General features: G+C 73.3%; 21 protein-coding genes. 18 read left to right on the forward strand and 3 right to left on the reverse strand.

Going from position 1 to position 21478, the window contains the following annotated elements; all coding sequences use genetic code 11:
- Positions 1-9 precede the first annotated feature (9 nt).
- From OG799_RS35395 to OG799_RS35450, 12 genes are all read left to right on the forward strand, one after another.
- A complete protein-coding gene (locus OG799_RS35395; protein ID WP_406046509.1) occupies positions 10-1491 on the forward strand; it encodes a 2-hydroxymuconic semialdehyde dehydrogenase in 1482 nt (493 codons plus the stop codon).
- Positions 1488-2285 carry a 2-keto-4-pentenoate hydratase gene (locus tag OG799_RS35400; RefSeq protein WP_406041683.1) on the forward strand — a complete coding sequence of 266 codons (798 nt, stop codon included), beginning with the start codon at positions 1488-1490 and terminating at the stop codon, positions 2283-2285. The genes OG799_RS35395 and OG799_RS35400 overlap by 4 nt, the downstream gene beginning before the upstream one ends.
- Positions 2282-3214 carry an acetaldehyde dehydrogenase (acetylating) gene (locus tag OG799_RS35405; RefSeq protein WP_406041685.1) on the forward strand — a complete coding sequence of 311 codons (933 nt, stop codon included), beginning with the start codon at positions 2282-2284 and terminating at the stop codon, positions 3212-3214. The genes OG799_RS35400 and OG799_RS35405 overlap by 4 nt, the downstream gene beginning before the upstream one ends.
- Positions 3211-4281: a 4-hydroxy-2-oxovalerate aldolase gene (gene dmpG / locus OG799_RS35410; protein ID WP_406041687.1), complete on the forward strand. Its 1071-nt coding sequence runs from the start codon at positions 3211-3213 to the stop codon at positions 4279-4281. The genes OG799_RS35405 and dmpG overlap by 4 nt, the downstream gene beginning before the upstream one ends.
- Positions 4278-5051: a 2-keto-4-pentenoate hydratase gene (locus OG799_RS35415; protein WP_406041689.1), complete on the forward strand. Its 774-nt coding sequence runs from the start codon at positions 4278-4280 to the stop codon at positions 5049-5051. The genes dmpG and OG799_RS35415 overlap by 4 nt, the downstream gene beginning before the upstream one ends.
- Positions 5048-5488, forward strand: coding sequence for a RidA family protein (locus OG799_RS35420; RefSeq protein ID WP_406041691.1), 441 nt, complete (start codon positions 5048-5050; stop codon positions 5486-5488). Before OG799_RS35415 ends, OG799_RS35420 begins: the two co-directional genes overlap by 4 nt.
- Before the next feature lie 46 nt (positions 5489-5534).
- Positions 5535-6950 carry an RNA-guided endonuclease TnpB family protein gene (locus tag OG799_RS35425; protein WP_406041693.1) on the forward strand — a complete coding sequence of 472 codons (1416 nt, stop codon included), beginning with the start codon at positions 5535-5537 and terminating at the stop codon, positions 6948-6950.
- A 17-nt stretch (positions 6951-6967) separates the two neighbouring features.
- Positions 6968-7492, forward strand: coding sequence for a 3-hydroxyanthranilate 3,4-dioxygenase (locus tag OG799_RS35430; protein WP_406041695.1), 525 nt, complete (start codon positions 6968-6970; stop codon positions 7490-7492).
- Positions 7492-8493, forward strand: a complete 1002-nt coding sequence (locus tag OG799_RS35435; protein WP_406041697.1) for an amidohydrolase family protein — start codon at positions 7492-7494, stop codon at positions 8491-8493. Before OG799_RS35430 ends, OG799_RS35435 begins: the two co-directional genes overlap by 1 nt.
- A 387-nt stretch (positions 8494-8880) precedes the next feature.
- Positions 8881-10344, forward strand: coding sequence for an amidase (locus OG799_RS35440; protein ID WP_406041699.1), 1464 nt, complete (start codon positions 8881-8883; stop codon positions 10342-10344).
- Between the two features lie 73 nt (positions 10345-10417).
- Positions 10418-10702, forward strand: a complete 285-nt coding sequence (locus tag OG799_RS35445) for a hypothetical protein (protein WP_406046510.1) — start codon at positions 10418-10420, stop codon at positions 10700-10702.
- Entirely contained in the window at positions 10689-11102 is a 414-nt protein-coding gene (locus tag OG799_RS35450) for a DUF5130 family protein (protein ID WP_406041701.1), read from the forward strand. The genes OG799_RS35445 and OG799_RS35450 overlap by 14 nt, the downstream gene beginning before the upstream one ends.
- Before the next feature lie 66 nt (positions 11103-11168).
- Here OG799_RS35450 and pepN read toward each other — a convergent pair whose 3' ends face one another.
- Positions 11169-13715: an aminopeptidase N gene (gene pepN / locus OG799_RS35455; protein ID WP_406041703.1), complete on the reverse strand. Its 2547-nt coding sequence runs from the start codon at positions 13713-13715 to the stop codon at positions 11169-11171.
- 222 nt (positions 13716-13937) lie between these two features.
- Here pepN and OG799_RS35460 point away from each other — a divergent pair, with 222 nt between their 5' ends.
- The 4 genes from OG799_RS35460 to OG799_RS35475 all read left to right on the forward strand — a co-directional run bounded on the left by OG799_RS35460 (position 13938) and on the right by OG799_RS35475 (position 17023).
- Positions 13938-14561, forward strand: a complete 624-nt coding sequence (locus OG799_RS35460; RefSeq protein ID WP_406041705.1) for a disulfide bond formation protein DsbA — start codon at positions 13938-13940, stop codon at positions 14559-14561.
- A 172-nt stretch (positions 14562-14733) separates the two neighbouring features.
- On the forward strand, positions 14734-15153 hold the full coding sequence (locus OG799_RS35465; protein WP_406041707.1) for a hypothetical protein: 420 nt from the start codon (positions 14734-14736) through the stop codon (positions 15151-15153).
- A gap of 128 nt (positions 15154-15281) precedes the next feature.
- Positions 15282-16481 carry a DUF1015 family protein gene (locus tag OG799_RS35470; RefSeq protein ID WP_406041709.1) on the forward strand — a complete coding sequence of 400 codons (1200 nt, stop codon included), beginning with the start codon at positions 15282-15284 and terminating at the stop codon, positions 16479-16481.
- Positions 16482-16552: 71 nt separating this feature from the next.
- A complete protein-coding gene (locus OG799_RS35475) occupies positions 16553-17023 on the forward strand; it encodes a ribose-5-phosphate isomerase (protein WP_406041711.1) in 471 nt (156 codons plus the stop codon).
- Between the two features lie 28 nt (positions 17024-17051).
- Here OG799_RS35475 and OG799_RS35480 read toward each other — a convergent pair whose 3' ends face one another.
- The gene (locus tag OG799_RS35480; protein ID WP_406041713.1) at positions 17052-17408 is read right to left on the reverse strand and encodes a hypothetical protein; all 357 of its coding nucleotides are present in this window, start codon (positions 17406-17408) and stop codon (positions 17052-17054) included.
- A gap of 37 nt (positions 17409-17445) precedes the next feature.
- Positions 17446-18663: a GNAT family N-acetyltransferase gene (locus OG799_RS35485; RefSeq protein ID WP_406041715.1), complete on the reverse strand. Its 1218-nt coding sequence runs from the start codon at positions 18661-18663 to the stop codon at positions 17446-17448.
- 98 nt (positions 18664-18761) lie between these two features.
- On the opposite strand from OG799_RS35485, the gene OG799_RS35490 reads away from it, so the two are divergent.
- Both OG799_RS35490 and OG799_RS35495 read left to right on the forward strand, forming a co-directional pair.
- On the forward strand, positions 18762-19295 hold the full coding sequence (locus OG799_RS35490; RefSeq protein WP_406041717.1) for a hypothetical protein: 534 nt from the start codon (positions 18762-18764) through the stop codon (positions 19293-19295).
- A gap of 296 nt (positions 19296-19591) precedes the next feature.
- Positions 19592-21475, forward strand: a complete 1884-nt coding sequence (locus OG799_RS35495; RefSeq protein WP_406041719.1) for a propionyl-CoA synthetase — start codon at positions 19592-19594, stop codon at positions 21473-21475.
- Positions 21476-21478: the final 3 nt, after the last annotated feature.

Below are 21478 nucleotides of genomic sequence, written 5' to 3' on the forward strand. Positions count from 1 at the left end.
CCCCGGCTGATGGCCGGGCACGCACCGGACGGGCCGGGCCTGCTGCGCAACTTCGTCGGCGGCGAGTTCGTCGCCGCCGGGCGACGGTTCACCAAGCGCAGCCCGGTCACCGGCGAGCCGGTCTTCGAGGTGGCCGAGGCGGACGCGTCCACCGTGGACGACGCGGTGGCCGCCGCCCGGGCGGCGCTGCGCGGGCCGTGGGGCCGGATGGGCGAGCGGGAGCGCGCCGAGGTGCTGCGCCGGGTCGCCGACGAGCTGGAACGCCGCTTCGACGACCTGGTCGCGGCGGAGGTCGCCGACACCGGCAAGGCCATCTCGCAGGCCCGCACGCTGGACATCCCGCGCGGCGCGGCGAACTTCCGGGCGTTCGCCGAGATCGTGGCGACCGCCCCGACCGAGTCGTTCACCACGGTCACCCCGACCGGCGGCCGGGCGCTGAACTACGCGGTCCGTAAGCCGGTCGGCGTGGTCGCGATCATCGTGCCCTGGAACCTGCCGCTGCTGCTGCTGACCTGGAAGGTGGCCCCGGCGCTGGCCTGCGGCAACGCGGTGGTGGTGAAGCCCAGCGAGGAGACCCCGGCCTCGGCCACGCTGCTCGCCGAGGTGATGGCCGCCGCGGGCGTACCGGAGGGCGTGTTCAACCTGGTGCACGGCTTCGGCCCGGACTCGGCCGGGGAGTTCCTCACCCGGCACCCCGGCGTCGACGCGATCACCTTCACCGGGGAGTCCGCCACCGGCAGCGCCATCATGCGGGCCGCCGCCGACGGGGTGAAGGCGGTCAGCTTCGAGCTGGGCGGCAAGAACGCCGGGCTGGTCTTCGCCGACGCCGACCTGGACGCGGCGGTCGCCGGCTCGGTCCGGTCCAGCTTCACCAACGGCGGCCAGGTCTGCCTCTGCACCGAGCGGATCTACGTCCAGCGCCCGGTCTTCGAGGAGTTCACCGCCCGGCTGGCCAAGCGCGCCGAGGAGTTGGCGTACGGCTGGCCGGCCGACGAGGCGACGGTCAACATGCCGCTGATCTCGCACACCCACCGGGACAAGGTGCTCGGCCACTACGACCTGGCCCGCGCCGAGGGCGCCGAGGTGCTGGCCGGCGGCGGGGTGCCGCGCTTCGGCGACGCCCGCGACGGTGGCGCGTACGTGCAGCCGACCGTGCTGACCGGGCTGGGCCCGGACGCCCGGACCAACCGGGAGGAGATCTTCGGCCCGGTCGTGCACGTCGCGCCCTTCGACACCGAGGACGAGGCGTACGCCCTGGCCAACGGCACCGAGTACGGTCTGGCCGCGACCGTCTGGACCCGGGACGTGGGCCGGGCGCACCGGGCCGGGTCCCGGCTCGACGCGGGCATCGTCTGGGTGAACACCTGGTTCCTGCGGGACCTGCGCACCCCGTTCGGCGGGGTGAAGGCCTCCGGCATCGGCCGGGAGGGCGGGGTGCACTCGCTCGACTTCTACTCCGAACTCACCAACGTCTGCGTGGACCTCACATGATCGACATTGACGGCGCGGTCCGGGAGCTGACCGAGGCCCGACAGAGCGGAAAGCCCTGCCCACCGCTGCGTGGCCGGCTGCTGCCCGAGGGGGACGTCGAGTCGGCGTACCAGGTGCAGCAGCGCCAGGCGCAGGCTTGGTGGGACCGGGGCGAGCGCCGGGTGGGCGCGAAGATCGGGCTGACCTCCCGCGCGGTGCAGGAGAGCTTCGGCGTCTACCAGCCGGACTTCGGCGTGCTGACCGAGGTCATGGCGGTCGGCGACGGCGTCGAGGTGGCGATCGACCGGCTGCTCCAGCCCCGGGTGGAGGCGGAGATCGCCTTCGTGCTCGGCGCGGACCTGCCCGAGGAGCGGATCACCACCGTCGACCTGATCCGGGCGGTCGACCATGTGCTGCCGGCCATCGAGATCGTCGACTCGCGGATCGCCGGCTGGGACATCTCGATCGTGGACACCGTCGCGGACAACGCGTCCAGCGGACTCTTCGTGCTCGGCACCACGCCGCGTCGGCTCGCCGACGTGGACCTGCGGCTGTGCGGGATGGTCCTGGAACACGCCGGGGAGCCGGTCTCGGTCGGCGCCGGGGCGGCCTGCCTCGGCAATCCGCTGCACGCCCTGGAGTGGCTGGCCGGCACCATGGCCCGCGCCGGCGACCCGCTGCGCGCCGGGGACGTGGTGCTCTCCGGGGCGCTCGGTCCGATGGTCCCGGTGACGCCCGGCGCGGCGTACGAGGCGCGGATCTCCGGGCTCGGCTCGGTGCGGACCTGTTTCTCCTCGTCCCGGGAGGCGGCGTGACTGTCGGCGTGGCGGTGATCGGCTCCGGCAACATCGGTACCGATCTGATGATCAAGGTGCTCCGGCTGTCGGAGTCGCTGCGGATGGTGGCGATGGCCGGCATCGACCCGGACTCCGACGGGCTGGCCCGCGCCCGCCGGCTCGGCGTGGCGACCACCGCCGAGGGCGTCGACGGACTGGTGGCGCTGCCCGAGTTCGCCGACGTGGCGCTGGTCTTCGACGCCACCTCGGCCGGCGCGCACCGGCACAACGACGCGGTGCTGCGGGCGCACGGCCGGACGGTGGTCGACCTGACCCCGGCCGCGATCGGCCCGTACGTGGTGCCCCCGGTCAACCTGGACGAGCACCTGGACGAGACGAACGTGAACATGGTGACCTGCGGCGGCCAGGCGACCGTGCCGATCGTCGCCGCCGTCGGCCGGGTCACCCCGGTCGCGTACGGGGAGATCGTCGCCTCGATCGCCTCGCGCTCGGCCGGACCGGGCACCCGGGCCAACATCGACGAGTTCACCGAGACCACCGCCCGGGCGATCGAGGTGGTCGGCGGGGCGGAGCGCGGCAAGGCGATCATCGTGCTGAACCCGGCCGACCCGCCGCTGCTGATGCGGGACACCGTCTACTGCCTCTGCCCGGACGCCGACGCCGACCGCGCCGCGATCGCCGCCTCGGTGGCCGACATGGTCAAGACCGTCCAGGAGTACGTGCCGGGCTACCGGCTCAAGCAGGACGTGCAGTTCGACCGGGTCGACGCGTACGTGCCGTCGCTGGGGCGGCACCTCACCGGGCTCCAGGTGTCGGTGTTCCTGGAGGTCTCCGGGGCCGGCCACTACCTGCCCGCGTACGCCGGGAACCTGGACATCATGACCTCGGCCGCGCTGCGCACCGCGGAGCGGCTGGTCGCCCTGCGTCCGGAGAGGGCCACCCGATGACCGACCTGTACATCCAGGACGTGACGCTGCGGGACGGGATGCACGCCATCGCCCACCGCTACACGGTCGACCAGGTACGCACCATCGCCGGCGCGCTGGACGCGGCCGGGGTGGCCGCGATCGAGGTGGCGCACGGCGACGGCCTGGCCGGCTCCAGCGTCAACTACGGCCACGGCGCGGCCAGCGACGCTGACTGGATCTCCGCCGCCGCCGAGGTGCTGACCGGCGCGAAGCTCACCACCCTGCTGCTGCCCGGCATCGGGACCATCGCCGACCTGAAGGCGGCGAAGGCGCTCGGGGTGACCAGCGTGCGGATCGCCACCCACTGCACCGAGGCGGACATCTCCGCCCAGCACATCTCCTGGGCCCGGGAGAGCGGCATGGACGTCTCCGGGTTCCTGATGATGTCGCACATGAACGACCCGGCCGGGCTGGCCGCCCAGGCCAAGCTGATGGAGTCGTACGGGGCACACTGCGTCTACGTCACCGACTCCGGCGGGCGGCTGCTGATGTCCGACGTGGCGCAGCGGGTCGACGCGTACCGGCAGGTGCTGGAGCCGGAGACGCAGATCGGCATCCACGCCCACCACAACCTGTCGCTCGGGGTGGCCAACAGCGTGGTCGCGGTCGAGCACGGCCGGATCCTCGGCCACGGGCCGGCCGGTCCGGACGCGCCGCACGGCCGGACGGTCCGGGTGGACGCGTCGCTGGCCGGGATGGGCGCAGGTGCCGGCAACGCGCCGCTGGAGGTCTTCGTCGCGGTCGCCGAGCTGCACGGCTGGAAGCACGGCTGCGACGTGTTCGCGCTGATGGACGCCGCCGACGAGATCGTCCGGCCGCTCCAGGACCGGCCCGTCCAGGTCGACCGGGAGACGCTCTCGCTCGGGTACGCCGGCGTCTACTCCAGCTTCCTCCGGCACGCCGAGCGCGCCTCCGCGAAGTACGGGGTGGACGTCCGCTCGATCCTGGTGGAGCTGGGCCGGCGGAGGATGGTCGGTGGTCAGGAGGACATGATCGTGGACGTGGCGCTGGACCTCGCGGGACGGCAGGGGGAGGAGATCGCATGAGAGGCCCGGACATCGCCGGCATCGCCGAGCAACTGGGGAAGGCGGCCGACACCGCCACCGCGATCCCGCAGCTCGCCGCCGAGACCGGCCTCGACGTGGACGCCGCGTACGCGGTGCAGACCGCGCTGCTGCAGCGCCGGCTCGACCGGGGCGAGCGGCTGGTAGGGCTGAAGATGGGGCTGACCAGCAAGGCGAAGATGGCCCAGGTGGGCGTGGACGAGGTCATCTGGGGCCGGCTCACCGACGTGATGCGGGTGCCCGACGGCGGCACGGTCGACGTCGGCGACTTCATCCACCCGCGGGTCGAGCCGGAGGTGGCCTTCCTGCTGGACCGGCTGCCGGAGCCCGGCGAGGCGCTGGGCTCCTTCGCCGACGCGGTCCGCGCGGTGGCCCCGGCGATCGAGCTGATCGACTCCCGGTACGCCAACTTCACCTTCTCCCTGCCGGACGTGATCGCCGACAACACCTCGGCCGCCGCGTTCGTGGTGGGACCCTGGTCGCCGGTGCCGGACGGGCTGGACAACCTCGGCGTGCTGCTGGAGATCGACGGGCGGGTGGCGCAGGTCGGCTCGACGGCGGCGATCCTGGGTGACCCGCGCCGCGCGCTGGACGAGGGCATCCGGCTCGCCGGGCGGCACGGGGTGCGGCTCCGCGAAGGCTGGGTCTTCCTCGCCGGCGCCGCCACCGCCGCCGTGCCGCTGCGTCCGGGCGCCCACGTCCGGGCCGTGGTCGAGAAGCTCGGCGCCGCGTCGCTGCGGGCGGCGGCATGACCGCGCGCGTGGTGGCCGGGAAGGCCGTGCCGCGGGGGGCGTTCCCGCACGTCAAGGTCGCCGGTGGGTTCGTCTTCGTCTCCGGTACGTCGTCGCGCCGCCCGGACAACAGCTTCGCAGGGGTGTCGGTGGACGAGTTCGGCACCACGGACCTCGATATCCGGGTGCAGACCCGGGCGGTGATCGAGAACATCCGGGATCTGCTGCGCTCGGTCGGCGCGGACCTGGCCGACCTGGTCCAGGTGACGTCGTACCTGGTCAACATGAATGACTTCGGCGGGTACAACGAGGTGTGGCCGGAGTTCTTCGACGCCACAGGGCCGACCCGGACCACGGTGGCCGTGCACCAGCTGCCGCATCCGCACCTGCTGATCGAGATGCAGGCCGTGGCCCTGCTCCCTCAGGGAGATGCAACTATTGATTCCTGTCGTTCCTAGATCTATCTACACTAATAGGGGCGGGCCGGACCGCGGAGGTTGACTGGTGAAGGCTACGCGCACCGCTTATTCGACGTCCCTGAATGCGGGTAAGCATGCGGCGTTGGTGGAGCAGGCTCGTCGGTTGGGTCGGGTTCGTAGTGAGGTGTGGCAACGTTACGGGTCGGTCGGCGGTGTGGGGTCCGGGTTGACGGACCGGCAGGTGCGGGACCGGTGGTTGGCAGACGGCACGCACGTGCGGTTCGGTGTGCTGGCGAATGCGTGGAAGGAAACCGTTCGCGACGCCATGGCCGATATCGCGGCGAACCTGGCGGCGGCCAAGGTCAAGGTCCGGCGGGCCATCACCCGCCGCACCAATGACCCGGCTGAGCGCAAGCGGATGTTCACCGCCCTGGCGGTCGACCGGTGGGCTGAGGACCCGTTCCTGGCTCGTCAGGTGCGTAAGCATTGGAAGCGGGGCCGCAACCGCACGCATGATCAGATCGTGGTGCGCGCCGACCAGTACAACACCGTGGTTGATGGGCGTGGCCGGTTGTGGCTGGCGGTTCCCGGTCTGCAACGCCGCCAGATGGTCCGGATCCCGTTGTCCACGACGGTGGCCCCAGCGGGGACGCTGCGGCTGATCCTGCGTGGTGGGCGGGTCGAGGTGCACTACCAGATCGACGCGTCGCAGATGCGGTCGTCGCAGCGGCCCTGCGGCGGGCGCACGGTTGGTGTGGACAAGGGCTACACCGAAGCTCTGACCGACTCCGACGGCGACCGCCACGGCACCCGCCTCGGTGAGATGCTGAGCAGTGAGTCGGACCGGTTGAAGGAGCGCAACCGGCGTCGGGCGAAGCTGCGCTCGATAGCGAACACCGCCGCCTGCCGTGGTGACCATGCGAAAGCGCGCCGGATCACCGCCAACAATCTCGGCACGGTCAAGCGGGACCGGCAGGCGGCCCGTCACCGCGCGGGGGTGCGCACGGAGATCTTCACCGCCGTGCACCGGGTCGTGGACAAGGCCGCCACCGTGGTCGCCGAAGACCTCACCAAGACCTTCGCCGGACGCAAGACGCTCGGCAAGAATGTCAACCGGCGTCTCGCCGCGTGGACCAAAGGAGTCACCGCCGAGGCCCTAACAAACGTGTCGGAGCGCAGAGGTTCTGCGCTCGTGCACGTCAACGCCGCCTACACCTCACAAACCTGTCACCGCTGCGGTCGGCTCGGCCGACGCACCGGGGACCGGTTTCACTGCACCCCGTGCGGGGTGGTGTGGCAGGCCGACGTGAACGCCGCGATCAACATCCTGCAGCGAGCAGGCGACCCCGACATCGCCCTGCACACCCCATACCACACGGTGAGGCAGATCTTGCGGGACAGGACCGATCGCCACCGGGCCAGACTGCCGGTCCAGGACTCCAGCCCGGCCGTCGCCGAGCGGAGAGCGAATCATCCGAACCGCTCAGCAATGAGCAGATAGTAGGAAGCAGGCCAGTCGTGAGTGAGATCGCCGAGCCGTTCAGCTTTCCCGGCTGGATCGCGGAGAACCAGCACCTGCTGAAGCCGCCGGTCGGGAACAAGGAGATGTTCCCCGGCGGGGACGACTTCATCGTGATGGTGGTCGGTGGGCCGAACCAGCGCACCGACTTCCACGTCGACCCGTACGAGGAGTTCTTCTACCAGGTCAAGGGCAACATGCACATCAACCTGATGGCGCCTGAGGGGCCGCGTACGGTGCACGTGCGCGAGGGTCAGATGTGGATGCTGCCGCGCAACACCCCGCACTCGCCTCAGCGGCCCGAGGCGGGCTCGATCGGCATGGTGGTCGAGCGGGTCCGCGAGGAGGGCACGCTGGAGAAGTTCCAGTGGTACTGCCCGGAGTGCGGGCACAAGGTGCACGAGGTCGAGCTTCAGGTCCGCGACATCGCCGCCGACCTGCCCCCGGTGTTCCAGGCGTTCTACGCCGACGAGGCGGCCCGCACCTGCGACAAGTGCGGCACCCTGCACCCGGGCAAGGGCTGATGGGCTCACCGGTCGTCGACGTGCACACGCACGTCGTACCGAAGGGGTGGCCGGACCTCGCCGCGGCGTGCGGCGGGTCCGGCTGGCCCTGGCTGCGGGTGGACTCCGAGCGCGCCGCCATGATCATGGTGGGGGAGACGGAGTTCCGCCCGGTCGGCGCCGAGTGCTGGGACGCGGAGACCCGGCTGGCCGACATGGCCGCCGACGGCGTCGACGTGCAGGTGGTCTCGCCGACTCCGGTCTTCTTCTCCTACGACCGCCCCGCCGACCAGGCGGTGAAGGTGGCCCGGATCTTCAACGACCTGACCCTGGAGGTCACCGCGGCCGGCGGCGACCGGCTGGTGCCGTTCTGCCAGGTGCCGTTGCAGGACCCGGACGCCGCCTGCGAAGAACTGGACCGCTGCCTGGCGGGGGGCCATGTCGGCGTGGAGATCGGCAACCACGTCGGCGACCGCGACCTGGACGACGCCGGCATCGTCGAGTTCCTCACCCACTGCGCCGAGGTCGGCGCGCCGGTCTTCGTGCACCCCTGGGACATGCCGGGCGGCCCCCGGCTGGACCGGTGGATGGCCCGCTGGCTGACCGGCATGCCCGCCGAGACGCACCTGTCGGTGCTCGCCCTGATCCTCGGCGGCGTCTTCGACCGGGTGCCGGAGACCCTGCGGATCTGCTTCGCGCACGGCGGCGGCAGCTTCCCGTTCTGGCTGGGCCGGGCCGACAATGCCTGGCACCGCCGCGGCGACCTGGTACGCGGCGCCTCCACCGCCCCACCCAGCTCCTACGTCGACCGGTTCAGCGTCGACTCGGTGGTCTTCGAGCCGGCCGCGCTGCGGCTGCTGGTGGACACGATGGGGGAGGACCGGGTGCTGGTCGGCAGCGACTACCCGTACCCGCTGGGGGAGCGGCCGGTCGGCGCGGTGGTCCACAAGGCCGACTTCCTCACCGCGGACCAGCGCGACAAGCTCCTCTCCCGCAACGCGCTGCGCTTCCTGCACGGCTGACCATCCGCCGGGCGGCCTCGGCCGCAGCGAGCTCCGTACCGACGCCCTGACCGGCCACCAGCCGGACTGCTTCGCGCCCCCCTTTGCTCTGCTTCAGCGACGGCAACACCCGGGGCCCGCCGGTGTTGCGTGGGCTGCAGCAGAGCAAAGGATGACCACCAACCCCTCACCCCCGGCTCAGGCCGCCGCCCCGGGCTCAGGCCCGCCGCCCCGGGCTCAGGCCGTCACCTCCGGCCCCGGCCGGCCACCCCCGGCCGCCCCCGGCCCTGGGCTGGCGCGGGCGGCAGGTCCGTCGCCGCAGGTCGGGTCGGCCGGAGCAGATGCCGGGACCGGACCGGTCGGCGCGTGAGAAGTGCGCCGGGCAGATCATCCGGGCAGGATGGCGGTATGGCCGAGCCGCACGACCTGACCGCGCTGGAGCAGGCCGCCGCGATCGCCTGCGGCGAGGTGTCCAGCGTGGAGCTGGTCGAGCATCACCTGACCCGGGTGGACGCGCTCGGCGACACGGTCGGCGCGTTCGTCACCGTCACGCCCGAACTGGCCGTCGAGGCGGCCCGGGCCGCCGACGCGGTGCCGGCCGAGCAGCGCGGTCCATTGCACGGCGTACCGACGGCGATCAAGGACCTCACGCTGACCGCGGGGGTGCGGACCACCTTCGGCTCCGCAGCCTTCGCCGACTTCGTGCCGCCCGTCGACGCCGACGTGGTCCGGTTCATCAGGGCCGCCGGGCTGGTCAGCCTGGGCAAGACCACCACCTCCGAGCTGGGCTGCTCGCTCTACTCGGAAGGGCTGGTCGCGCCCCCGGCCCGCAACCCGTGGCACCTCGCGTACACGGCGGGCGGGTCCAGCGGCGGCGCGGCGGCCGCGGTGGCGGCCGGGCTGGTGCCGGTGGCCCAGGGTTCCGACGGCGGCGGCTCGCTGCGCATCCCGGCGTCGCTCTGCGGCCTGGTCGGCTACAAGCCCAGCCGGGGACTGGTCTCCGGCGGGCCGCTCGGCTTCGGCGCGTTCGGCCTGCCGATCAACGGCCCGGTCGGCCGGACCGTCGCCGACGTCGCCGCGCTGCTCGACGTCATGGCGCAACCGGCGCCCGGCGAGCCGTACCTGCCCCCGGCCGCTCCCGCCGGCGGTTACCTGGCCGCGGCCCGGGAGGCCGCGCCGGGCCGGCTGCGGGTCGGCCGCTTCACCACCCCGATGCTCGCCGACGAGCCGGTCCACCCTGACTGCGTGGCCGCCGTGGACCGGGCCGCCGGGCTGCTCACCGCGGCCGGCCACGAGGTGGTCGAGGTGCCCCCGCCGCTCGGCCCCGAGGCGTGGCCGCTCTTCGAGACCGTCTGGTACGTCCTGGCGCTGTCCCCGGTGCCGCCCGAGCGGGAGAGCGAACTGCTGCCGCTGACCCGGCTCCTCCGTGCCCGGGGCGCGGCGGTCGGCGCCGGCGCGCTGATGGCCACCCTCGGCGAGTTGCAGGCCCAGGTACGCCTCGGCGCCCGCCGGACCGCCGGCTGTGACCTGCTGCTCTGCCCGACCCTCGCGGCGCCGCAGGCGGCGGTGGGGGCGTTCGCCGCCCTCGATCCGGCCGAGGATTTCGACCGGCAGCGCCGGTTCTCGCCGTACTGCGCCATCTTCAACGTGACCGGCGAACCGTCCGTTTCCCTGCCGGTCGGTCGCGGCGCCGACGGAATGCCCGTCGGGGTGCTGCTCACCGGCCGGTACGGCGCCGACGCGGCATTGATCGCCACTGCCGCGCAACTGGAGCACGCGAGTGGCGGATGGGATCACCACCCCGCAATCTGGCGGGCTGTCGACTCCGCTAACGTGAATAGCACAAGCGGAGTCGGGCGGCCGTCGCCATGATCGTCCACCCGACCCGGAAATTCCTGGTCTCTCTTTCCGCCTGGGGGCGTTGGGATTGTCTGTAACCGAGACGTTGCTGGTCTTCGTCGGCATCCCGGCGGCCGCGGTGTTGGTGATCGCCGGACTGGCACTCGCCGGCGGCCGTGGCGGCGGTGGCGGCGCCAAGCGCTACCGGCCGGGCCGGCCCTTCGACTTCACTCCGGTCTGGTTCCTGGGCCGTCCGGAGCAGCTGGCCGACTCGGCCGGCGTTGCGCTGGCGGCGGGCGCGCAGGCGCCGGCGCTGACCAGCGGCAAGCAGCGGCAGGCCGGCGTCGAGGCGCCGGCCGGTGGAACCGGAGGCGCAAGTGACCGTTGGTGAGAAGCAGACCGCGACGGGTACGGGCACCCCGCCCGAGGTGCTGGACGGACCCTTCTCGACCCGCCAGCTGCTGCGCATCGACGAGGCGCTCCGCCTGGCCGACCAGGGCACCGGCCTGGTCTTCTCGGTCTTCGTGGGCGGCCTCGACGAGCCGATCCGGGAGCACGCCCAGCGGCTGCACCACCAGCTCGCCGAGCCCGACAAGTCGGTCCTGATCGCCGTGTCGCCCAACCAGCGGCAGCTGGAGATCGTCACCGGCCGGTACGCGCGCAAGCGCATCCCGGACACCTACGCCAAGCTCGCCGCGCTCTCCATGGTGGCGTCCTTCGGCGGCGGTGACCTGGCCGGCGGCATCATCCAGGGCCTCGATCAGCTCGCCAGCCACGCCGGCAAGGGCTGAGCCCCTCCTTCCCGTACGACGAAGCCCGGCCCGCATCTCCGCGGGCCGGGCTTCTCGCTGTCGACGTCAGGCGCTCTGGGCGTCCTTCGCGCGGGCCTCCAGCGCGCGTGCCACGCCGTCGCGGCCCTCGGCGACCAGCCGCCGCAGCGGGGCCGGGTGGCCCTCGCCCGCCAGCCAGCCGTCGGTCGCCGTCACCGTCTCCTCCTCGACCAGGTACGCCGGGTAGGCGAGCTGGGTGAACTCCTGCGCCGGCTCGCTGTCCCGGCTGGCCCACACCTGGTCCACCACCTGGAAGTACTTCTCCCGGTACGGCGCGACCAGATCGACCTGCGCCGGGTGCGCGAAGCCCTGCAGCAGCGCCCGGTTCCGCCAGTTCGGCAGCGACTCCGGGCCGGTGAGCTGCGCCCACACCGCCGCCTTGTTCTCCGCGGTCGGCACCAGCGCGTGCGCGTACGCGGCCTCCCGCTCGCCGCTCGCCGTGCGGTCGCCGGCCAGCTCGGCCTCGACCTCGGCCGCGCCCGCCGCGCCGTTGGCGACGAGGGCCTGGAGCACCGTCCAGCGCAGCTCGGTGTCCACGGTCAGCCCCGTCGGCACCTGCCCGCCGTCCAGCCAGCCGCGCAGCGTCGCCAGGTCCTCGTCCGAGCGGGCCGCCGAGGCGTACGCCCGGGCCCAGGCGAGCTGGAAGCCGCTGCCCGGCTCCGCCGCGGCCAGCGCGTCCTTCGCGGTCCGGGCCAGCTCGGCCCAGCCCGTCGGCGCCCAGGCCGGGTCGGCGTAGAAGGTGAGCGTGGTGGTCGCCTGCCGCAGGGTGGCGGTGACCAGGTTGATGTCGGTCTCGGCGGGCAGCCCGGCCAGCACCAGCGCCACGTAGTCGCGGGCGGCGAGCTCGGCGTCGCGGGTCATGTCCCAGGCGGCGGTCCAGCACAGCGCCCGGGCCAGCGACGACTCGAAGCCGCCGATGTGCCGCACCACGGTCGCCATCGACTGCTCGTCCAGCCGCAGCTTGGTGTACGTCAGGTCGTCGTCGTTGAGCAGCAGCACGTCGGCGGCCGGCCTGCCGTGCAGCGCCGACAGCTCGGTCTGCTCGCCGGTCACGTCCACCTCGACCCGCTCCCGGCGGACCAGCCGGCCGTCGGTCAGGTCGTAGAGGCCCACCCCGATCCGGTGGGTGCGCAGGGTGGGGTGCCCGGCGGGCGCCTCCTGGTGGATCAGCACCCGCTGGTAGGCGCCGTCGGCGCCGATGGTCACCGCGGGGCGCAGCGTGTTGACCTGCGCCGTCTCCAGCCACTGCGCGGCGAACTTGCGCAGCTCCCGGCCGGAGGCCGTCTCCAGCTCGGACAGCAGGTCGTCGAAGGTGGCGTTGCCCCAGGCGTGCTTGCCGAAGTACGCGCGCAGGCCGGCCAGGAACGGCTCCTCGCCGACGTACGCGACGAGCTGCTTGAGCACGCTGGCGCCCTTGGCGTACGTGATGCCGTCGAAGTTGACCTCGACCGCCTCCAGGTCCGGCATCTCGCAGTACACCGGGTGGGTGGAGGAGAGCTGGTCCTGCCGGTAACCCCAGTTCTTGCGGATCGACAGGAAGGTCGTCCACGCCTCGGAGAACCGGGTGGCGTGGGTGTTGCACCAGTGGCTGGCCCACTCGGCGAACGACTCGTTCAGCCACAGGTCGTTCCACCAGCGCATGGTGACCAGGTCACCGAACCACATGTGGGCCAGCTCGTGCAGGATCGTGTTGGCCCGCTGCTCGTACTCGAAGTCGGTGACCTGCGAGCGGAAGATGTAGTGCGACTCGGCGTGCGTGACGCAGCCGAAGTTCTCCATCGCGCCGGCGTTGAAGTCCGGCACCCAGAGCTGGTCGTACTTGGGCAGCGGGTAGCGCACGCCGAACTGCTCGTGGAAGAAGTCGAAGCCCTGCTTGGTGATCAGGAACAGGTCGTCCGAGTCCAGGTACCGCGCCATCGACGCCCGGCAGAAGACCCCCAGGTCGATGCCGTCGTGACTGTGCCGCACCTCGTGGTACGGCCCGGCGCAGAGCGCGGTGATGTAGGTGCTCATCCGCGCCGACTCCACGAAGTGGACGGCCTTCATCCCGTCGTCGGCCGGCTCCTCCCGGTCCACCGGCATGTTGGACACCACCCGCCAGTGCTCGGGGACGGTGGCGTGCCAGGTGTAGACGCTCTTCAGGTCGGGCTGGTCGAAGCAGGCGAAGGCCTTCTGCGCGTCCGCCGTCTCGAACTGGCTGTAGAGGTAGGTCTCCCCGTCGACCGGGTCCACCGTGCGGTGCAGGCCCTGCCCGCTGTTGGAGTAGCCGAAGTCGGCGTCCACCACGAGGGTGTTCTCCGCGTCCAGACCGGACAGCGTGAGGCCCTTCTCGGCCGACCAGCCGGACGTGTCGACGGGTGCGCCGTTCAGCGTCGCGGACCGCACCGACTCGGCGGCGACCTCGATGAAGGTCGTCGCCCCCGGCTCGGCGCAACGGAACCGGACCTCGGTCACCGAGCGGAACGTCCGGCCCGTGGCCTGCACGGCGGTCGACAGGTCAAGGCTGATGTCGTACTCGGTCACCTCGAGCAGGCGGGCCCGCTCGGTGGCCTCGACCTGGGTCAGGTTGCGCACTCCCGGCACTGTTCGTCTCCATCCCACTCGCGCCGCCGTCCCGGCGGCCCCGGCCTCACCGGCCCGCTCGTGACGGCCGGTCCGAAACCGAGTCTTCCATGCACCGACACCCTTCGGTGGCCGAGGTCACGCTCTCATTCCGGTGCCGGTCGATGCCGCCCGGGGTGAGGATCGGGGGAGACGTCGGGCTCACCGACGCACCCGTCGTGAAGGGATCTCACCGTGACCGAACGTGTCGCCGTGGACATGTGGTTCGACCCGCTGTGCCCGTGGGCGTGGATCACGTCCCGCTGGCTGCTGGAGGTCGAGAAGGTCCGGCCCGTGGACATCAACTTCCACGTGATGAGCCTGTCCGTGCTCAACGAGGGCCGGGACCTGCCCGAGCAGTACCAGGAACTGATGAAGAACGGCTGGGGCCCGGTGCGGGTCTGCATCGCCGTCGAGCAGGCACACGGCGCGGAGGTGCTGGCGAAGCTCTACACCGCGATGGGCACCCGGATCCACCTCGGCAAGGAGCCGCTCGGCCGGGAGATGCTGGTCGCCGCGCTCACCGAGGTCGGGCTGGACCCGGCGCTCGCCGACGCCGCCGAGACCACCGCGTACGACGAGGCGCTGCGGGCCAGCCACGAGGCGGGCATGCGGCCGGTCGGCACCGACGTGGGCACCCCGGTGATCCACGCCCCCGGCCCGGACGGCGGCAAGGTCGCCTTCTTCGGCCCGGTGATCACCCCGGCGCCGAAGGGCGAGGCGGCCGGCCGGCTCTGGGACGGCGTCCTGCTGGTCGCCGGCACCCCTGGCTTCTACGAGCTCAAGCGCTCCCGCGAGCTGGGTCCGATCTTCGACTGAGGTGCAAGGAGGGGTCCCTTGTCAACGCCTCAGGTGGAGCAGGGGCCCCTTCTTGACGACGTGCGCCTCCGACCTTCCCTTGCGTCACCGCGCCGGTCCGGAGCTCGTTTCACCGGGTGTCCCCGCCAGCGGCCTCCGGGCCGCACCCTGGCAGCTCGGAGGAGGCACTCCCATGGGTAAGCACCGCCGTACGTCCGACGACGCGTTGCCGGAGACGGCGACCGAGGACTCCGGTGCGACGTACTGGTCCGTGGACGAGGCCGATTGGCCGGCCGTCCGTCCGTCCCTGCCGGCCGAGATGGTCGACCTGCTGGCGCCCCCGATCGTGGTCGGCGTCGCCCGGGTGGTGGCCACCTCCCGGATGACCCCGCCCGCTTGCGCGCTCGTCCCCGCCGCCGTACCCGGCACGCCCGGTCCGATCCGGTCCAGCGCCTCGGCCGGCCGTCCCGCGCCGTCCGGGACGACGACCGGCCGGCTCGCCCCGTCCACCGCGCCGTCCCGCCCTGCCGGACCCGCCGGCCCGGCTCCCGGCGGCGCTCCCGCCCCCGGCAGGCACCGCCCCGCCCTCGCCCCGCTCGACCGCAACGGCTGACCGCCCCCGGGTGTCAGCAGGGGGCCCTGCTCTACCGGATGCGTTGACAAGGGGCCCCTCCTTTCATCTGGTGGAAGCGGTGAGGGTCGGCGTACCGGGGGTGGGGGGCGCGGGTAGCGTCGGTGGGCATGACGGTCGTGCATCCGATCGCCCGGGCCTGGATCACCACTGGCGGCACCGGCGCGCAGAACTACGACGAGTTCGCCGACGACGCGGAGATCACCGCGATCATCGAGGCGAACCCGCACAGTGCCCTCGGCATCGAGATGCCCCACCGGGCGCCGGAGAGCCTCGGCAAGTCCTTCCTCGACGCCCTCCCCGACGCGGTGGCCCGCCTGACCGAGGCCAAGGCGGACGGCAGCTACACCCCGGCCGAGCAGGTCGTGGTGCTCTACCGGATCAGCGCGCCGGGCGAGGAGACCGCGTACGGGCTGTTCGCCATGGTCGACACCGACCAGATCTCCACCAGCGCCGACGAGCCCGGCCTGGTGATCCGCAACGAGGACGTCTTCATCGCCAAGGTGCGGGAGCGGGTCGCCCTGGCCGAGGCGCTCGGGCACCTGCTCTCGCCCGTACTGCTGCTCCAGACCGGGCGCGGCGACGAGCTGCACGCCGCGCTCGCGGCGGCGACCGAGTCGGCCGGCGCGCCCGCCGCGACCGACGTCGACCAGTCCGGGCGGACGCACGCCATCTGGTTGCTGGGCCCCGGCCCCGAGCAGGACGCGCTGACCGCCCTAGCCGGCGGTGGCGAGCTGGTCGTCGCCGACGGCAACCACCGCAGCCTGGCCGCGCAGACCGGCGGGCTGCCGCGCTTCCTCTCGGTGATCACCACGCCGGCCTCGGTGGCCATCCAGCCCTACAACCGGCTGGTCAGCGAGCTGACCACCACGCCGGCGGAGCTGCTGGACCGGCTCCGCGCCGCCAGCGCGGAGATCACCGCGGTCGACGGCCCGGTCGAGGTCCCGGCGGCCGGCGGCGACGTCCACCTCTACCTCGCCGGACAGGGGTACGCGGTCACCCTGCCGCACGTCGACGGCGGCCGGCTGGAGAACCTCGACCACGCCCTGGTCGAGCGGCTGCTGCTGCGCGACGCGCTCGGCCTCGACCCGGGCGACAAGCGGATCACCTACGTGGGCGGCGACTACCCGGCGAGCTGGCTCACCGGGGAGGTCGACGCCGGCCGGGCCGAGCTGGCCGTCCTCGTCGCCCCGGTGACCGTGGACGACTTCGTCGCGGTCAACCTGGCCCGGGAGAAGATGCCGCGCAAGAGCACCTGGTTCACCCCGAAGGCCCGCGGCGGCCTGGTGGTCGCCGAGCTGTCCCGCTGAGCTGTGACGAATCCGCCTCCGTGTCGCCGCCCGCGCGGCGGCCCGGAGGCCGGCCTGTCAGACTGCGCGGTATGCGCGTCTACCTGGGATCCGACCACGCCGGTTTCGAGCTGAAGGTGCACCTGGCCAACCACCTGGCCACGCAGGGGTACGAGGTGGTCGACGTCGGCCCGCACGCCTTCGACCCGGACGACGACTACCCGGCGTTCTGCCTGCACACCGGTGACCGGGTGGTCAACGACCCGGGCGGCCTCGGCGTGGTCATCGGCGGCTCCGGCAACGGCGAGCAGATCGCCGCGAACAAGGTCGCCGGCGTCCGCGCGGCGCTCGCCTGGAACATCGACACGGCGCAGCTGGCCCGGGAGCACAACGACGCCAACATCATCGCCGTCGGCGCCCGCCAGCACACCCTGGACGAGGCGACCGCCCTGGTCGAGGCGTTCCTGACCACACCGTTCTCCGGCAACCCCCGGCACTCCCGGCGGATCGCCCAGGTCGCGTCGTACGAGCAGAGCCGCGAGCTGCCCGACCTGCCGGCCTGACCGCCGGCCCTCGCCGGCCGGGCGGGTGTCACCGACCGGAGCGGGGGAGGTCCTCGCGGGGGACCCAGTTGCGCCGCACGATCACCACGCGGGCCTCGGCCTCGGCCAGGTCCGCCTCGGTGGGGCGGGCGGCGTCCCGCGCCCGTAGCGCGGCGGTCACCCCGACCTGCGACGATCCGGAGCCGACAAGGCCGCGCAGCCCCCGCTCGCCCTCGTCGGCCGCCGGGCCGGGCCGGCGGCCCCGGGGCGGCTCGTCGTGCACCTCGGCCGTCGTCGCGCTCGGCCCGTCCGGGGCCGGTGATCCGCGCCCGTCCGGGGCCGGTGATCCGCTCTCGGCCTCGCCGTGGTGCCGCAGCCGGCGTCGCCGTCGCTCCGCATCACCCATCAGTCGACCGTACCGCCTTGGCAGCCGGCCGCACCTGTCAGAACACCTCCATCGGGGCGGGCGCGCGGTGCCAGCCGAACGCCGGGCCGGCCGCGGCGAGCGTCCCGGGCACGAGTTCCCGGACCCGGCCGGCGGCGGCGAGCGCCCCGAGCCCGGTGCCGCCCAGGTAGAGCTCACCGAGGGCGCGGACGTCGCAGGCGAGCTGGGCCGGTTCGGTGGTGGCCGCGCAGGTCGCGCGCGACGGGTCGCCGACCAGCCGCCACCGGCCGGCGTTCTCCGGCAGCAGCTCGTCGGTGACATCGAGCACCACGTCGAGATCGGTGGCGTACCGGCGGGCGGCCAGCGCGGCGGGCAGGTCGACCACGCGTACCCAGAGCCCGTCGGTGAGTTGGGCGCCGAGCCGGCGCGGCTCGTTGACCAGCCACAGCAGCGGCTCGTCCACCGCGAGCGGGGCGGACAGTTTCCGGGTCAGGTCGATCGTGAGCAGCAGCCGCCACAGCGCCAGGTACGCGTCGGGGTTCTCCGCGACCACCTCGTCGACCCGGACCTCGCCGCGCGGGCCGCCGCGGTCCCACTCGTCCTTCGTCCGGAACAGCGCGTACCCGTCGAGCCCCGCCGGCCCCTCGTGCAGCAGCACCCGCCGCTCGGTGGCCCCGGCCCGCAGGCTCTTCACGTCGGCCACCACGTACCGCCACCAGCGCTCGTCCCGGTTCGACCAGCCGGGGCGGTCGGCGCGGACCCGGTCGTACAGCCGGGCCAGCTCGTCCTGCCGGGCGGCCGGCCGGTCCAGGCGCAGCGTGCCCGCGGCGGACGCCGGCTCGGGCAGGCGCAGCTCGGTGGTGTCGCAGCTGACGCTGAGCCGCTGCGCGGCCAGGCCGTAGCCGAACCGGGGGTAGATCCGGCCCTCGCTGGCCCAGAGCACCGCGATCGGCTCCCGGCCGGCGTCGCGGATCTCCCGCAGCTGGCGGCGCATCAGGGTGGTGAGCAGTCCCCGGCGGCGGTGGGTCGGGGCGACCGAGACCATCGTCACGTGCGCCGCCGGGACGCTGGCCCCGGGCACCCCCAGCTCCCGGGTGAACGCCGCGGCGTGCGCGACGGCGGTCGTGCCGTCGCGGACCAGCAGCCCGCGTTCCGGTTCGAAGATCCCCCGCTCGACCTCGAGCAGTTCGGGGTCGAGGCCGCCGTGGAAGGCGAGGGCCAGCAGCCCGGCGATGTCGTCGAAGTCCTCGGCGCGGGGTACCACCACATCGGTCATCGGATGTGTGTAACCCATCACCGTCGGGGTCGGCGACCGATTTGCCGGCTCGCTACCCTCGGAACCGTGGCCGGTGTCGGTCAGGGGGAGGACACGAGATGGCGGACCAGACCCAGCCGTGGGCGGAGCGCACCGTGGAGGTGCCGCCGCAGCCCGGTGTCGGGGTGCCGGCGCAGCGGGACGCGTACCGGCGGGGGGTGGCCTCGGTGGGGCAGCGGCCCACCCCGCGTACGGAGCAGTTCCCCACGGTGGACCAGGCCGACTGGCCCGGCGGTGCCGCGCCGCGCCGGCCGGTGAGCTGGCACCTGGCGCAGCTGCGCCGGGGCGGCGAGTGGAGCGCGGCGGGCGGCCTCTTCGCCTTCGTGTGCTGGGGCATCTGGGCGATCTCCGGCCGGGGTGACCTGACGGCGCCGCTGCTGACGTTCGTGCTGAGCCTGCTCACCGCGGTCGGCCTCTTCGCGCTCTCCCGCCTGCTCGGCCGGTTGATCTGGGAGCGGCAGCTGGGCCGGGTGCGGCGCAGCGCCCGCGGCGCGCACCTGGTGACGGCGCTCTTCCTGGCCGGGGTGGGTGTCGCCTACCTGCAGCAGACCGAGTGGGTCGTGACGGCCTGGAACTGGGTCACCGGCAACTGACCCTGGGTCCGCGGGCGGGTCGGCGTAGCGCCGCCCGCCCGCGCGCCCGGTCGCGGGATCACCGCGACGCCGGTCGTCACTCCACCAGGACGGCGGCTGGTTACCCGGCCGACCCGGGTTCATCCGTCCGGCCGCCGTGCTGAGCCGCTGGTCAGTGCGTGCCGGCTCCGCGCCCCGGCGGGACGAAAATGACGAACCGGTCGCCCGGCGGCCGTTCGGCGACCCGGGCGGCGCGTCCGGCGCACCGACCCCGGCCGGCCGTCGTGCCGGCGGGCGCCTCCGGTCCAGCATGGGGCATGGGCGCGTATCGATCAGCGTACGAGCGGAGCATCGCCGTCCCGACGGGCTTCTGGCGGGACGCGGCGGCGGACATCGACTGGTTCCGGGCGCCGGAGCGGATCCTCGACGACAGCGCGGCGCCGCTGTACCGCTGGTATCCCGACGCCGTCCTGAACACCTGCCACAACGCCCTCGACCGGCACGTGGCGGCCGGCCGCGGCGACCAGCCCGCGCTGATCCACGACAGCCCGGTCACCGGCACCGTACGCACCTGGAGCTACGCGGAACTGCTCGCGGAGACCGCCCGGTTCGCCGGAGCCCTGCGCCGACTCGGCGTCGGCCGGGGCGACCGGGTGCTGCTCTACCTGGCCATGGTGCCGGAGGCGGTGGTCGCGATGCTGGCCTGCGCCCGGATCGGCGCGGTGCACTCGGTGGTCTTCGGCGGCTTCGCCGCGCACGAGCTGGCGGTCCGCATCGACGACGCCCGGCCGACGGTGGTGGTCGCCACCTCCTGCGGGATCGAGGTGGACCAGGTCGTCGACTACCACCCGATCCTCACCGCCGCGCTGGCCGAGGCGGCGTACGCCCCCGCGCACTGCGTGATCGTGCAGCGCCCGCAGCGTCCCGCGCCGCTGCTGCCCGGCCGGGACCTGACCTGGGACGAGGTCATGGCGGACGCCGAGCCGGTCGACTGCGTGCCGGTCGCCGCGACCGACCCGCTCTACATCCTCTACACCTCCGGCACCACCGGCCGCCCGAAGGGCGTGGTGCGGGACAACGGCGGGCACGCGGTCGCGCTGCGCTGGTCGATGCGGAACGTCTACGACATCGGGCCGGGCGAGGTCTTCTGGGCCGCCTCCGACGTCGGCTGGGTGGTCGGCCACTCCTACATCGTGTACGCGCCGCTGCTCACCGGCGCGACCACCGTGCTCTACGAGGGCAAGCCGGTCGGCACCCCGGACGCGGGCACGTTCTGGCGGGTGGCCGCCCAGCACCGGGTGGCCGCGCTGTTCACCGCGCCGACGGCGATCCGCGCGATCCGGCGGCAGGACCCGGACGGCGCGTTGATCTCCCGGTACGACCTGAGCAGCCTCCGCACCCTCTTCCTGGCCGGCGAGCGGCTCGACCCGGACACCTGGGCCTGGGCGGGGGAGCGCCTCGGCGTGCCGGTGGTGGACAACTGGTGGCAGACCGAGACGGGTTGGCCGGTCGCGGCGAACCCGCGCGGCCTGCAATCGCTGCCGATCAAGCCCGGCTCCCCGTCGGTGCCGGTGCCCGGGTACGACATCCGGGTGGTTGACGGCGCCGGCCGGCAGGTCCCGGCCGACACGGACGGCTCGATCGTGATCCGGCTGCCGCTGCCGCCCGGCTGCCTGCCCACCCTGTGGGGCGACGACGAGCGGTACGTCCGCTCCTACCTGTCCACCTTTCCCGGCCACTACCTGACCGGCGACGGCGGACGGTTCGACGCCGACGGTTACCTGTACGTGATGGGCCGCACCGACGACGTGATCAACGTGGCCGGGCACCGACTGTCCACCGGAGCGATGGAGGAGGTGCTGGCCGGGCACCCGGCGGTCGCCGAGTGCGCGGTGATCGGGGTCGCGGACGCCCTGAAGGGCCAGGTCCCCAGCGGGTACGTGGTGCTCAAGGCGGGCGCCGAGGTGGACCCGGACGCCCTCGCCGGTGAGCTGGTCGCCCTGGTCCGGCAGCGGATCGGCCCGGTGGCCGCGTTCCGCCGGGTGACCGTGGTACCGGCGTTGCCGAAGACCCGCTCCGGCAAGATCCTCCGCCGGACCATGCGCGGCCTGGTCGAGGGGCGGGACGAGCCGGCCCCGGCCACCATCGACGACCCGGCCACGCTCGCCGTCTTCCGTGGCCTGGGCGGGTCGGCCGACTGAGCC

It is taken from the genome of Micromonospora sp. NBC_00898, assembly GCF_045207895.1.
In the GTDB taxonomy this organism is placed as follows: domain Bacteria; phylum Actinomycetota; class Actinomycetes; order Mycobacteriales; family Micromonosporaceae; genus Micromonospora.